11 protein-coding genes are annotated in these 13,615 nt (G+C 72.7%); 2 read left to right on the plus strand and 9 right to left on the minus strand.

Going from position 1 to position 13,615, the window contains the following annotated elements; all coding sequences use genetic code 11:
* Positions 1-9 precede the first annotated feature (9 nt).
* The 5 genes from VT50_RS31580 to VT50_RS31600 all read right to left on the minus strand — a co-directional run bounded on the left by VT50_RS31580 (position 10) and on the right by VT50_RS31600 (position 4,899).
* Positions 10-849 (minus strand): polysaccharide deacetylase family protein, encoded by an 840-nt coding sequence (locus tag VT50_RS31580; RefSeq protein WP_046086428.1) that lies wholly within the window; start codon positions 847-849, stop codon positions 10-12.
* A 31-nt stretch (positions 850-880) separates the two neighbouring features.
* Positions 881-1,984 (minus strand): glycosyltransferase family 2 protein, encoded by a 1,104-nt coding sequence (locus tag VT50_RS31585; protein WP_158083237.1) that lies wholly within the window; start codon positions 1,982-1,984, stop codon positions 881-883.
* Between the two features lie 95 nt (positions 1,985-2,079).
* Positions 2,080-2,892, minus strand: a complete 813-nt coding sequence (locus VT50_RS31590) for a glycosyltransferase family 2 protein (RefSeq protein WP_046086427.1) — start codon at positions 2,890-2,892, stop codon at positions 2,080-2,082.
* 369 nt (positions 2,893-3,261) lie between these two features.
* Positions 3,262-4,383 (minus strand): GNAT family N-acetyltransferase, encoded by a 1,122-nt coding sequence (locus VT50_RS31595; protein ID WP_046086426.1) that lies wholly within the window; start codon positions 4,381-4,383, stop codon positions 3,262-3,264.
* 105 nt (positions 4,384-4,488) lie between these two features.
* A complete protein-coding gene (locus VT50_RS31600) occupies positions 4,489-4,899 on the minus strand; it encodes a hypothetical protein (RefSeq protein WP_046086425.1) in 411 nt (136 codons plus the stop codon).
* 504 nt (positions 4,900-5,403) lie between these two features.
* Between VT50_RS31600 and VT50_RS31605 the strand changes: the two genes are divergently transcribed.
* Positions 5,404-6,210, plus strand: coding sequence for an SGNH/GDSL hydrolase family protein (locus VT50_RS31605; protein ID WP_046086424.1), 807 nt, complete (start codon positions 5,404-5,406; stop codon positions 6,208-6,210).
* A 350-nt stretch (positions 6,211-6,560) separates the two neighbouring features.
* Here VT50_RS31605 and VT50_RS31610 read toward each other — a convergent pair whose 3' ends face one another.
* The 3 genes from VT50_RS31610 to VT50_RS31620 all read right to left on the minus strand — a co-directional run bounded on the left by VT50_RS31610 (position 6,561) and on the right by VT50_RS31620 (position 11,523).
* Positions 6,561-8,102: a nickel/cobalt transporter gene (locus VT50_RS31610; RefSeq protein ID WP_240529385.1), complete on the minus strand. Its 1,542-nt coding sequence runs from the start codon at positions 8,100-8,102 to the stop codon at positions 6,561-6,563.
* Positions 8,103-8,464: 362 nt separating this feature from the next.
* A complete protein-coding gene (locus tag VT50_RS31615; protein ID WP_075200353.1) occupies positions 8,465-9,844 on the minus strand; it encodes a tetratricopeptide repeat protein in 1,380 nt (459 codons plus the stop codon).
* A 164-nt stretch (positions 9,845-10,008) separates the two neighbouring features.
* A complete protein-coding gene (locus VT50_RS31620; protein ID WP_046086422.1) occupies positions 10,009-11,523 on the minus strand; it encodes a DUF4331 domain-containing protein in 1,515 nt (504 codons plus the stop codon).
* Between the two features lie 222 nt (positions 11,524-11,745).
* Here VT50_RS31620 and VT50_RS31625 point away from each other — a divergent pair, with 222 nt between their 5' ends.
* Positions 11,746-12,009: a hypothetical protein gene (locus tag VT50_RS31625; protein WP_046086421.1), complete on the plus strand. Its 264-nt coding sequence runs from the start codon at positions 11,746-11,748 to the stop codon at positions 12,007-12,009.
* 248 nt (positions 12,010-12,257) lie between these two features.
* On the opposite strand, the gene VT50_RS31630 is transcribed toward VT50_RS31625, so the two are convergent.
* Entirely contained in the window at positions 12,258-13,466 is a 1,209-nt protein-coding gene (locus tag VT50_RS31630) for a type ISP restriction/modification enzyme (RefSeq protein ID WP_046086420.1), read from the minus strand.
* Between the last annotated feature and the right edge of the window lie 149 nt (positions 13,467-13,615).

A 13,615-nucleotide genomic window follows, 5' to 3' on the forward strand; every position in this document is an offset into this window, starting at 1 on the left:
GGGCTTACGTCACCTTCCGTAGAACCTGCCGTGGAACGCGGCCCGGGAGCCCCGTGGGAGCCGGAGCGGTAGCCGGGAGAGCTGACGGGACCGGCGCACCAGGGCGTACGCCTTGGTGAGGGCCCGGTCCCGGGCGAAGTCGCGGCACAGCGCCCGCCCGGACACCAGCCGCTCGAACTCCTCGATACCGGTCGAGCGCCGCACGGTGACCCGGCGCAGCGCGTACGGGCCCTGGCCGGGCGCGGCGAGCGCGTTGCCCACCGCGAGGGACACCCCGAACCCGGCCGAGCGCACCACGCGTCGCACCCGGCGGCTGGAGTAGCCGTAGGGGTACGCGAACGACACGGGCGGACGGCCCAGTTCGGCGGTGAGCAGATCCCGGCAGCGGGCCACCTCGAACCACAGCCGGGCGTCGGAGAGCTGGTCGAGCTGGGGGTGGGTGTGGCTGTGCCCGCCGATCTCCACCCCCGCCGCGGCCAGCTCGCGCAGCTGGCCCCAGTCGAGCATCAGGTCCAGCGCCCCGGACGCCTGGCGGGGGCCGCGCAGCCAGCCGGTGGCCGCGAAGAGCGTGGCTTCGAAGGTGTGGCGGTCGAGGACGGGGAGGGCGTGGCGGTGCACGCCCTCGTAGCCGTCGTCGAAGGTGACCACCACGGGCCTGGGCGGCAGCGCGGAGCCGCCACGCCAGGCGTCGGCCAGCCGCGCACAGCTGACCGGGGTGAAGCCGCGCTCGCCGAGCAGCGCCATCTGCTCGGCGAACGCGCCCGGCGCGACGGACAGCGCACGGGTGGCCCGCGCGGGAGCGTCGGCCACCGCGTGATACATCAGGATCGGCACCGCCCCTGCCGTCATCACGGGCTGCCTCTCCTGCCGTCTCGGCCGCTCATGCAGCCCCCTCGTGTCTTGGCCGGGCTCGGCCGTCGGCCGGGGCGTCTGACACCGACGGGTCCGGCGTCGCCGCCGATGCCGACGGGCCCGGCGCCGCCGTTGGCATCGCAGGGTCCGGCGCCCGGGGGTCCGGCACCGGCCCGATCGTGAAGTGGTCGCCGCCGCGGCGGGCGCGGGCGGTGCCCACCGCGTAGCCGCTCGCCGCCGCGGCGAGGCCCGCCACGATCGCGCCCGCCCGCCCGGCCCCGCCCGCGCGGCCGAGCAGCGCGTCCCGCAGCCCGCGGGCGATCCCCGCGGGCAGCACCCGGGTGGTGTAGCGGCGCTCGGTCTCCAGGCCCGCCCGGGCGCCCACGCTGCGGGCCACCAGGGCCTTGGAAAGGCCCTCGGCGTACGCCCGCGACCGGAAGTAGGCGAAGCGCTCCCGGGCCGCGGGCACCTTGTGGTGGATCACCGCGCGGTCGTCGATCAGCAGCAGCGCGTCCGGCCGGGCACGGGCGAGCCGGATGCACAGCTCGGTCTCCTCGCAGCCCAGCGGCCGTCTGTCGGCGTCCCGGCCGATCCCGGTCGCGAAGCCCCCGGCGGCGTCGAACGCCGCTCTGCGGAACGAGGCGTTCCCGCCCAGGACGTTGCGCACCCGGACCCGCCCCGGCGGCAGCCCCCGGTAGGTGCACCCCACCACCCAGTCGAACTCCTCGGGGAACCACGCCGGTCGGCGGCGCGACGCCCACACCGGGACGGTGCGCCCGCCGACCGCCATGACCCGCGGATCGGCGTACCCGGCGGCGAAGTGGCGCAGCCAGCCGCGCTCGGCCACCGCGTCGTCGTCGAGGAAGGCGATCACCTCGCCGTGGGAGGCCGCGACGCCGGTGTTACGGCCGGCGGACAGGCCGCGGGGGCCCGCGTTGGCGAGCACCTGTACGGCCATGTTCTTGTAGTGGTCCCGCAGCCGCCGCAGCAGGCGGGCATTGTGGTCCACCACCAGGAGCGTCTCGTGGGCGGGCAGCGACTGGGCCCGTACCGAGTCCACCGCGGCGAGGATGTCGTCCCAGCGGTCCTCGGTGTAGACGCAGATCACCACGGAGATCCGCACCCGCGGCACAGTCCCCTCCTCCGGCACAGTCCCCTCCTCCGGCACAGTCCCCTCCTCCGGCACCGTCTCCTCCTCCGGTACCGGCGCCGGGACCGGGCGTACCGTCAAGACGCCTCCCCCCGGACCGCCGCGGGCGCCACCGCGGGGCGGCGCGGGCGCCGGGCGCCGCGCTCGCGCAGGATCACCTTCAGCACCCGCAGCCCGTCGCGGACGGCCCGCAGATTGCTGACGCCGTGGATGCGCTCGTACTCATGGCTGGGGATCTCCTGGACCCGCAGCCCCGCCTTGACCACCCGGATGTTCATCAGCGTCTCCACCTCGAACCCGGCGCAGTCCAGCGCGATCTCATCGAGGCAGTGGCGCCAGAAGGCGTTGTAGCCGTAGCAGAGATCGGTGTAGCGGGCGCCGAACTTGCGGTTGACGATCGAGGTGAGCGCGCGGTTGCCGAGCCGCCGGATCGTCGTCATGTCGTCCGTGCCGCCGCCGTTGGCGAAGCGCGAGCCCTTGGCGAAGTCGGCGCCCGAGACGAGTGCCGACACATAGCTGACGATCTCCGCCCCATCGGCGGAGCCATCCGCGTCGATCATCACCACGATCTCGCCCGTGCAGGCGGCGAATCCGGCGATGAGCGCGTCCCCCTTGCCTTTTCCCGACTGCGAGACGACTCTCACCTCGGGCCACAGTTCCCGGGCCACCTGGACCGTGTCGTCGGTGGAATTGCCGTCGACCAGGACCACCTCGTGGATCCAGCCGGGAAGGGTTTTGAAAACGTACGGAAGATTCTCGGCCTCGTTCATCGCCGGAATCACGACGCTCACCGGTGGCGCAATCGCGAGATGAGAGGACACCGGGCGGTACGGATGCGTACCGGCCGCCGGATCGATTTCCGGCGCGGCCGGGCGCAGAAAGGAGCTCATGATTCTTTTTTCCCTCTCGTCCGGTGGACCGCCCGCCCCACGGGTGGTCCTTTGGTGTATCCGGTTCGAAAGGGGGGTCCTCACCCGCCCATGACGGCATCGAGCACCGCACAAGGACGAGCGAGCTGGCTGGTGTTACTGGCCTCGCGGCCCGCGTGCACGGCACATCCCGAAAAGAACGCGGGACAGCCGGACGCGGCACCCCCCTACCGCGTTTCCCGCCCCGGAAACCATCGCGACGCTGTGAAGCCCCTCCCCTGGAGCCGCCTGGAATGATGGTTCCGGCACGGGTGGAAGTACGACGGTATTGACGTCGCAAACACTATGGCAAGCCCGTTGCGGAAACACCCCCCTTGGGAATTTTGTTCGTCATTTTTGTGGGTTCCTTTCCCGCAGGTTCCGAAGGTCCCGCAGGCTGCCCATGCGTTTGAGCAGTCGGTCGGCCGGACCGAAGAGCTCCGGCCGGGAAACCACCGCATTGCGGAGTGTGCGCACCGGGGCGCGCCGCACCCGATGGACGAGTGCCACCGGATGGCGGCGCGTCACCCACCCCTCCGACACGCTGAGATCGCGTGTTTTGAGGGAGTCCTTGTATTCCTTCGCGCCGCGCCCGAGATCGAGATAGTCCACGCCCTGCGCGGCGGCACCCTCCGCCATCCGCAGATGCAGCACAAGTCCGGGCGAGAATTTGGCATATGCCGGGTCGTAGGCCGGAAACCAACAGGCGAGCACCCGTTCCGAACGCAGCCCGAAGTGCGCGGCCACCGGCCGCCCGCCCGCGTACAGCACTGACAGCAGCCCCTGGCAGGAGGCGCTGCGGGTGTGGAAGAGCTGCTCCAGCAGCCGGATGATCCAGGGATGGGCGAACCGGTCGCTGCGCCCGGTCCTGCGGTACTGCGCGGACTTCCAGCCGATCAGGGTGGCCAGCACGGCCGGATCGCGCTCGTCGTGCACATAGCGCACCTCGCCGACGTCGCGGCCCAGTTTGCGCTCCTTGGCGAGCGTGCTGCGGGTGAACTTCGGCGACTGGGCGCGCAGCCGGGCCAGATACGCCTCGTAGCCGCGGTCCACATCGATCACGGGGGAGGGGAACGAGCCGCGGGCCCCCACCCCGAACGGCTTCTGCCCCTCCACCAGGTGGTCGAACTCCCAGACCGCGAGGCCGCATGCGCGCAGCAGCTCCCTGGCGTCCCACTGGAACCCGGGCCGGTGCACCAGGCCCTGGGCGTCGGAAAGGCCGAGACCGACCGCCCGCCCCACCCCGAGCCGGGTCCGCTGAAAGGGGAAGAACGCCACCGGCTCCCCCTCCTCGCGGACCACCGCGATCCGCACCCCGCGTCTGCAGCGGCCGACGGCAAGGGTGAACTCCGGCGACAGAAAGGGATTCGCCAGCTCCGGCGCGCCCAGTAGATGCGCCTGTGACTGCATGGCCGTCCACACCGCCCGGTCGGCCGCGGTCAGCTCGCCCGGGCGATACACACCGATGTCCACTGTGCCTAGTCCTGACCTCGTGTCATGCGTCGCGTCACGCTTCGCGTCTCATACGTCGCCTCATGCGTCGCCTCATACGCCCCTCATACGCCCCTCATGCGTGCCTCATGCGTCGTCTCGTATGTTCGTGCGCCGCCTCGTACGTCGTCGCCGGGCGAGGCGGGTGAGCAGCGTCGACACCAGGATCAGCAGGCTTACGGCCCCCACCGCCGTCACTCCGCCGCGCGCCGACCACATCCGCAGCGCCAGCATCGCCTCCGCCACCAGCAGATCCAGCGCGAGCGCGCCCGCCACCGCCAGCACCGGGCGGGTGAGCGCGTCCAGCCCGCGCAGCGCGCTGCCTATGGCCAGCGCGGGCGCCGCGAGCAGGAAGAACAGCGTGAACGGCGCCCGCAGCGGTGAGTGGACGTCGGCCAGCGCGAGTGCCGCGCCGAGACCCGCGATGCCCACCGCGGCGCCCACGATCACCGGCAGCGAATCCCCACCCGCCGGCCTGTTGTCAGTGATGGTATGCATTGGCGACTTTGCCCCCCGAAGCGCCGGATGCCGGGCTTCAATGTCGCGCAGTCGGCGGATGCCGTCAAGACGGAGAAAGTGTGCGAACGCGCCATAGACGGGCGGACGGTTGAGCCCTCATCAGGGCTGGTCGCGCGGTGTGCGCCGGGGGTGCGCCGGGGGCGCGGACGGGGTGCACCGGGGGCGCGACGGGGGCGCGATGGCGGTGTGGCGGGGGGCGCGACGGCGGCGTGATGGGGTGCGGCAGGGGTGTTCGGGTGGGGAGTTTGGGCGTCGCGTGGCGACTCATCCATATTCCTTCCGACCTATGGATGTATCAGCCGCGTATCGAAAGATTTTTGCCAACTACCCGCATAGATTGGCCGGTTGCGCGGGATGACATAGCCACGTCACATCGCTGAAATCGATCCCCGCGACGTGACTGACGGTTTCGAACGCGATTGCTCATTTTTCGGGCTATCGCGCCTCACATCGGCACAGCAGTGATCCTGCTAGGGAGTTCGAATGAAACTGTCCAGACTCACGGCGACGATGGGTGCGTTCGTCGTCGGTGCCGTCCTCGCCCTCACCGGGGCCGGTGCGGCCCAGGCCACTGAGAACAGCGCGGGCCCCGCCTATGTGGCGCTGGGCGACTCCTACTCATCCGGCGTCGGCGCGGGCAGCTACGACGGCGCCAGCGGCAACTGCAAGCGCAGCACCAAGGCGTACCCCGCGCTCTGGGCCGCCTCGCACGCCCCATCGAGCTTCAACTTCACCGCCTGCTCCGGGGCCAAGACCGGCGATGTGCTCAACAACCAGCTCGGCCCGCTGAACTCCGGCACCGGCCTCGTCTCCATCTCCATCGGCGGCAATGACGCGGGCTTCGCCGACATCATGATGACCTGCGTGCTGCAGTCCGAGTCCACCTGCGTCAACGCGGTCAACAGTGCCAAGGACTTCGTCCAGAACACCCTGCCCGGCAAGCTGGACCAGGTCTACAACGCCATCAGTGCCAAGTCCCCCTCCGCGCATGTCGTCGTCCTCGGCTACCCGCGGTTCTACAAGCTCAGCGGCTCCTGCATCGTGGGCCTGACCGAGACCGAACGCGCCGCGATCAACAGCGGCGCGGATGTCCTCAACTCCGTCACCGCCAAGCGCGCCGCCGACCACGGCTTCAGCTTCGGCGACGTCACCTCGACCTTCACCGGGCATGAGATCTGCTCCGGCAGCGCCTGGCTGAACAGCGTCACCGTCCCCGTCGACGAGTCCTACCACCCCACCGCCGCCGGTCAGTCCGGTGGCTACCTCCCGGTCTTCAGCGCAGCCGCCTGAGCCGGACCCGCCACCACCAGAAACCGAGGAGGCCCCGCCCACCGGGGCCTCCTCGCACACCCCCCACCGCCTCCGGCGGTCCTTTCCTCACCCCGCCCCTCCCCACCACCAGGGGCTCCGCCCCCGGCCCCCGGAGCTAAGGGGCTCCGCCCCGTTCCGAGGCTTGGGGCGGGAGCCCTGATCCGGGGCCTGGGGCGCGCCCCCTAACCGAGGCTTGCGGTGCGGCGCCGAGCCGGGGCTGGGGCGGAGCCCCAGCTGTGGGAAGGGGTGGGGGAGGGGGAAAGGCCCGCCGCAGGCGTCACCCAGCGGACCCCCTAGCCCTCAACCGAGCAATTCGGGCTGCATGTACCTCAACCGAGCGTGGTTGCCGCCCCCCTCAACACCAATCCGCACCCCAACGCGAGGACGACGGCGGCGGTTCCGACCGGCGAGGCACGCCGCACCGCCCCCAGCAGCCGGTCAATCCGGCCCCCGGCCCCCTTGCGCGCCGCCAGCCGCTCCGTGGCCCGTACGCCCAGGCGCACCGCCGCGAACCCGGCCACTGTCAGCGTCAGCGCCAGCCCGAGCCCGTACGCCACCACCAGGACGAAGCCGAACCACGCCTGGCCCAGCGCGGCGGCGCCGACGAGCACGATGACGGCCGAGGGGCTGGGCACCATGCCCCCGGCGAAACCGAGCAGCAGGGTGCCGCGCAGGGTGGGGCGCACCTCGTGGGTGTGGGCGTGACCGTCGCCGTGGTCGTGGGTGTGCGTATGCGCATGGCCGTGATCGTGGCCCCGCGTGCGTACGTGATCGTGGCCCCGCGCATGTACGTGATCGTGGCCGATGCGGTGTTGGGCCCGCACATGCCGACGGCGCCGCAGCGCCTTGCGGAGCAGCCCCGCCCCGGCCACCGCCACCAGTACACCGCTCGCGACGCCCAGCCATGAGATCACCGAGGGAGCCGCCGCGGAACCGGCCGTGACCAGCAGCCCCAGCGCGAAGACGCCCAACGTATGGGTGACCGTCACCGATGCGCCCAGCGCCAGTACGTCACGCGGCGCGCTGCGGCCGCCCGCCGCGGCGGCGGCCGCCATCATCGTCTTGCCGTGGCCGGGTGCCAGGGCGTGCATCGCGCCCAGCAGTACGGCGGTGGCGAAGGCCGTAAGGGCGAAGCCGAAGGTGATGTCGTGGCGCGCGACCATCGAGGTGAGCGCCTGGGTCCACCGGTCCGCTCCGCGCGGCAGCACCGACGGGCCCACCGCGTCGTCCCGGCCGGACTCCGCCGCGCCCGTGAGCGCGGGGCCGCCCGCCCTGACCCGCAGCGTGGCCGACCGCTGGTCGGGCGGCGAGGAGAGCTGCCCCGCCGGATAGCGGACCAGCCGGTGGGAGGGGGAGCTCCTGGGGACGTCGGCGTCGGTGAGCGTCATGCGGTCGCCCTGTGCCGTCACCTCGCGCCAGCCGGGGCCCGTACCGATGTCACGCGGACGATAGGCCACCGTGGCCCGTTCGCCGTCACCCAGCGCGGCCGTAAGGCGGCACTCCACCCGCAGCGTCGGCAGCCCGGCCTGGCCGGGGCGCTGACGGGCCCGCGCGTTCCCGGCGCGTACGGGCACCTCGCGCCCCTCGACCGTCAGCCGCGCCCCCTCCGCCGCGCCGGCGCAGCGCCGCGCCGCCCACGTGCCCAACTCCCGCCCGGACAGGGCGTCGTCGCCATCGCGGTCGATCTCCGGCTTCGCCTGGGCGGCGGGGATCTCGGCGAGGTCCTCGACGTGGTCGACCCGCAGCGTCCCCGGGGCGATCACGAGCCCGTCGTAGCGGTTGACGGTGAAGTTCCCGAGCGGATGCGCCTCGGCACTCCCAGCCGACAACACCACCACCGCCACGGCCCCCAGCAGCCCCCCAACAGCCACCAGCCGCCACCGGGTCCGGCGCCCAGGCGTTCGGGTTTTCCTGGTGGGGGTCCGGCCGTGGATCGCCGGGTGGCGGGCTGGGGGCTTGTCGTTCCCGCTTCGGGATAGGCCTACGAGCCGCCAACGGGCCCGTGGCCCGGGTGCCTTGGTTTCGTTGATGGGGGCATGGGGGCGCAGCCCCAGCCGGGGGGCCGGGGGCTCGGCCTCGGTTTCGGCGGGGGCCACCAGCCGCCACCGGGTCCGGCGCCCAGGCGTTCGGGTTTTCCTGGTGGGGGTCCGGCCGTGGATCGCCGGGTGGCGGGCCGGGGGCTTGTCGTTCCCGCTTCGGGGGGCCGGGGGCTGGGCCTCGGTTCGGGGAGGGGTCATCGGGTGGGGTCCAGTTCCTTCAGGGCCGCCTTCGCCGCTCGCGCGCCCGTGGGCGAGAAGCCCGGGTTGAGGTCGAGCGCGGCCCTCAGGTGGCGGCGTGCCGGGCCGTCGTCGCCCAGGGACTTCTCGATGACGCCCCGGTGGTAGAAGAACGCCGCGTTGCGGTAGCCCGGTTCGGCGGCGTGCTCGGCGTACCCCAGGGCCGCCTCGTCCTCGCCGTTGCGGTGCAGGGCCCAGGCCAGCGCGTCGGCGGTGTGTACGGTGCGCCGCCGGTCCCACTCGGCGCGGGCCGCCTTCAGCGCCTCCCGCACGTCGCCGTGGTCGGCCGCGACCAGCGCGCTGTCCAGGTCGGTCGCGACCCCGTTGGCGCGGGCGAGCGCGATCCAGGTGTCGACCACCGCGTACTGGCCGCGCGCCGTGTGGCGGTCGCCCCGCGCCTCGTACGCCTCGCCGAGCGCCGCGAGCTCGGCGGGCAGCGGATAGCGCCGTACGACCGCCTCCAGATCGCGGATCCCCGCCTTCTGGCGGCCGTCCGCGACCGAGGTGCGGCCGCGGCCCTCAAGCGCCGGGAGATAGTCGGGGACGGCGCGCAGCGCGGTGGCGTACGCCCGCCGTGCCGCCCCGTACTCGCCCTGGTTCCAGGCCAGTTGGCCGAGCGCCGTCGACACATAGGCGATATCGCTGGGCGAGGTGGCGGAGTCCTGGGCGCGCAGCAGCACCCGGCGCGCCCCGGCCGGATCTCCGCGCAGCTCGCGGACGTAGGCGAGGCGGGTGAAGACGGGGATGCCCGGGCGCAGGGAGTCGGCCTTCTCGGCGGCGGTGTACGCGTCCTTGTAGCGGCCCAGTTCGACGAGGGCGTCCACCCGGACGGCGAGTGCCCCCTGGCTGTAGGAGTTCACCTTCAGGGCCTGGTCGGCGTCGCGCAGCGCCCCCCGGAAGTCATGGCGGGCGGCGGCGAGCGAGGCGCGCCCGGCGAGCGCCACGTCGTTGTCGCGCGGCTGGAGGGCCAGCGACCGGGCGAACGCCTTGTCCGCCTGCGGATAGCGGGTGGGGTCGCCGCTGGCCCTGGCCTGCTCGACATAGGCCGAGCCGAGACCGGCCCAGCTCTCCGCGTCCTTGGGCCCACCGCGCAGATGGGTCTGCATCGCGTCGATCTGCCGGGCGAGGCCGTCGCCGCTGAGCTGGTCGTACCGCGCGGCGGCGGGGTGCACCGCGCGGACGCCGCCCTGGCCGCGGGCGGACGCGCCGGCCCCGCCGGACCCGCCCGGCCCGTCCGGGGCGCCGGTCACGATCGAGGCGGCGGTCAGCCCGGCCGCGAGCGCGAACACCACGGCCGCGGTCCGGGCCGTAGGGAGGAGGGATGGCCGAAGAGCCATGGTGACAGCTGCCTTTCGCTGAGCCACGAACGCGGACAGAACGGGAGGAAACGCGGGGAGACGGACGGAACTGGGATGGCTACGGAGGAGCCTGGGCGCGGCCCGCCGCGCGGGTCTCGGCGGGCCGCGCCCGGTGGTGGTACGGACCCGATGGCACCCGCGGCTCAGTGCCTGCGCAGGCGCGGAGCCCGCCGCCGCGACCGCATCCAGAGGAATCCGAGGCCCAGCAGCAGCACGGCCCCGCCACCGGCCGCCGCGGACCCCGCGAGCAGCATGCTGTCGTCGGAGGAGGAGCCGACGCCCGAGCCACCGTTCAGCAGCGACTGCCCGGCGCTCTTCGAGACGGCCTTGGCGTCAGAACCGGAGCTGGGCAGCGCCAGGTACGGGAAGGAGCCGCCGAACTCCTGGTCGTTCTCGTCCACCGCGTCGCCCAGGTCGTTCTTCTTGCCCAGCAGCTCGCCCTCCATGGCCTGGAGCGCGATGTCCAGGACGTCGTCGGAGAGCCTGCGGCCGTTGGGGAAGCCCGCGTTGTCACCGTCCAGGACGCCCAGCCGCTTGGGGCTGCCGCTGGGTTCTACGGAGGTGTTGAGCCGCAGCTCCTCGGCGGGGCGCACGTTCGGCGGCTGGTTGAGCTTGGGCACACCGGTGAGGAACGCATGCACCAGGTCGTCGCGCGGGGTGTCCGGCGCCTTGATCTTGTAGATCTGCTCGACCAGCTTGGGGAGTTCGGGGTCCTGGACGAACTTCAGGAACTGCCCGTCGTCCCACGGCGCGGAGGCGTTGAACTTGTCCTTGTCCTTGCGCGGGATGACCACCTCGTTGACCAGGGGGCTGCCGAGCCGGGAGACCTGCGTCCAGTCGCCGTCGGCGGTCTGGCGGTGGGTGGTGGCCCAGACGCCGATCACCGGCTGGTCCTTGGACTCGGTCAGCGCCGACGTCGGCACCTGGAGGGCCATCGACTGGACGTTGTAGCCCTTGAGGGTGTCATTGCCGACCTCGGACATGTCGCCGCCGTACAGCAGGTCGAAGACGCGCAGATCGAGGAAGAACGGGTCGTCGGCCTGACCGGCGAAGGCGGTCGAGCCCCCGCTGTAGCCGATCTTCCGCACCGACTGGTCGCGGAGCTTGGCGTAGTCGGGCATGGACGCCTTGCCGACGTTCGACGGCGCGACCGGCAGATCGCTGCCCAGCTTGGCGCGGGCGACGGCCTTCTGGTGCTTCAGCTTGATGACCTCGAGGTCATAAGTCTGGGTGAAGTTGAGGGTGGCGTCCTCGAGCGAGTTCACCGGCCCGGTGTTGTAGAGGAACGTGTCGCCGTTCTTGACGTGGTCCTTGAAGGTCCACCGGAAGAGCAGATCGCCCTGGCCGTCGCCGTCGTTGTCGACGTGCAGGTCGTAGCGGGCGTCATGGGCGAACTTGTAGAAGTTGGGGCCGCCCGCGGGGTCCTCGAACGGCAGCACATTGACGACCATGGTGGTCGTGTCCGGCTTGTCCGGGCTGACGAACGCGTAGACGTCCGTGGCGTCGTACTGCGGCTGACCGGAGATCAGCGGCGCCTCGCGGTGGCTCGAGGCCTGCGCCGTCCCGGGCTGCACTATGGCCACTCCGGCGGCCGTGAGCCCGCCCGCGGCCAGTGCGCAGCTGACCAGCGCGGCCAAGCTCTTGGTGATTGTGGTCATCCTGTAGGTCCTTCGCACGCTTGTTGGAGCAGTCCTTCATGCGGCTATTCGGACCCGGCGAACGGATGGATTGGTCGGCCCGGGAAATTGTTTGCGCGTGATAGGTATCGTCAACACCCTTGACGCGGTGGTGAATCCGGAACCTGGGATGCGTGGGTGACGGCTCGGGGAGGTAGGGTTACTCTGCCCGGGGCGGGTGCCCTCGTACGGGTGGGGAGTGTCATGGAGCAGATAACGGTACGGAGCAGGCCACGAGTGCCTGCGATCAACTGTGGAAGCGGTGCGTCCAGTGCGCGCCTCGAGCGCCATCTCGCGGTGATGGGCGGCCCCGCCGTCCCGCAGCGGGAGGCGGAGAGCGCGGCGGTGCTGATGCAGGAGCTGACCGCGCGCGATCACACGCGCGCGAAGAACAGCCGGGGTGCGCGGGTGTCCCTGTTCGCGCCGCTGCGCCGGCTGCGCCGTTCCCTGTTCGGCAACCGCGGCTGACCCGGCTCGCCCCTAGGCGTCCTCGTCGTCATCCCAGGCAGCCACGGAGTCGACCGGTCCGCTCCAGCCGGTGAGCCCGTGCTGCGTCCACCCCACGCCGCTTGCCGCCGTGGGATGCCGACGAGACGCCATGGTCGCTGCGCGGCCGTGGCGTCGGCGAGAGATCGACCCACCCGAGAGGCGGCCCCATCAGTCCCGCGAGGCGGGCTCACGGCCGTGGCCCGCGAGCTGGACCGCTCAGGGCGGGCTCAGAGGAGGGCGAACTGGCCCTCTGGGCCCTCCTCGTGGTGGTCCAGTACGGATGCCGGGCGCCGGGTGGCGCCGGGCACCGGTAGCACCCCCGCGCCCCGTAGGTCCGCCGTGTCGATCAGTGCGCCGTCCGCCACCCGGTCGGCGACGGCCCGCAGCTCCGGGCGCAGCTCGGCGAGCAGCGCCAGCACCGTGATCAGTTCCAGCAGCTCCGAGGTCCACGCGGACGGCCAGCCCGACGGGCCGATCGCCTCCAGTGTGCCCGGCTCCCGCGGGGCGGTGCGCTGCTCGAACCACGTCTCCAGCACCCGTACCCCGCCCGCCCGGAAGTCCCACGCGGCCTTGGGGACGGGCGAGATGCGGCCCTCGTCCAGCAGCAGGGCCTCCTCGTCCTGGGCGTAGTCCAGGGAGCCCGGCAGCCCGCCCGACGGAAGCGCGGCGCGGACATAGGGGCGCCGACCACCCGGCATGCGCGGGCGTTCACCACTGTGCGCCCCGCGTGTATGCAGCCACAGCGCGCGGCGGCCCAGCTCCACGCCCGCTTCCCACAGCTCGGGGTCGGCCGTCAGGGGTACGGCGCATGGCGCGCCGCGCGCCGTGGCGGCGGTCCAGGCCAGGAACTCCTCGGCGGTCACCGGGCGGCCGAGCCGCGCGGTGAGGTGGTCCAGCAACCCGGGCGCGAGATTGGGCTCCTGCCCGCCCGGGCGGCGGTAGAGCGGACGGATCCGGCCGGGGCGGCCCGCGGGGGAGTGGCCGTCCGGCAGCAGCGCGGAGAAGGTGAGCACCGGGTCGGGGTCCGGCCCCGCGGCCTCGATGACATGGATCTGCCGGTCGTCCGCCACCCGCCACAGCTCGGGGCGGGCGGTGTCGATCAGCCGGTGATCCGGTATCAGCCACTGCTGGTCGAAGGGGCCGTGTGCGATCCGCACCGGCTCGGGGCACGGGCCGTCCTCGCGCGCCAGCCGGGCCGTCGAGGTGGTCTGGCCGGGTAGCTGCGGTACGGAGCTGTGCACCGTACGGGCGCGGGTCGGCCGGAACAGCGCGGCCCGCGCCGCCTCGTCCCCGGCCCGGGCCAGCCGCTCCCAGCGCGCCCCGAGCGAGGCCGCGTCCGGCCCCATGACCCAGGCCCGGCCGAGCCGCAGCGGTCCCACGGCCCACGGCATCAGGTCCCCCAGCGGCGGCGCCTCACGTTCTCCCACGCCCGGCATGGTATCGATGCCGCCCTTGTCCTCCAGGGCCCTGCCCGACGTCCGTCCGCCACCGCTTCGATGGCCCCGCCCGCCGTGGCCACGGCGCCTGGGGCCGTGCGGCCAGGCTGGGGGTCTTTCCCCTCCCCGCCCCTTCCCGAAACCGGGGC

Origin of the sequence: Streptomyces antioxidans (genome assembly GCF_000968685.2) — a bacterium.
Lineage (GTDB): Bacteria > Actinomycetota > Actinomycetes > Streptomycetales > Streptomycetaceae > Streptomyces > Streptomyces antioxidans.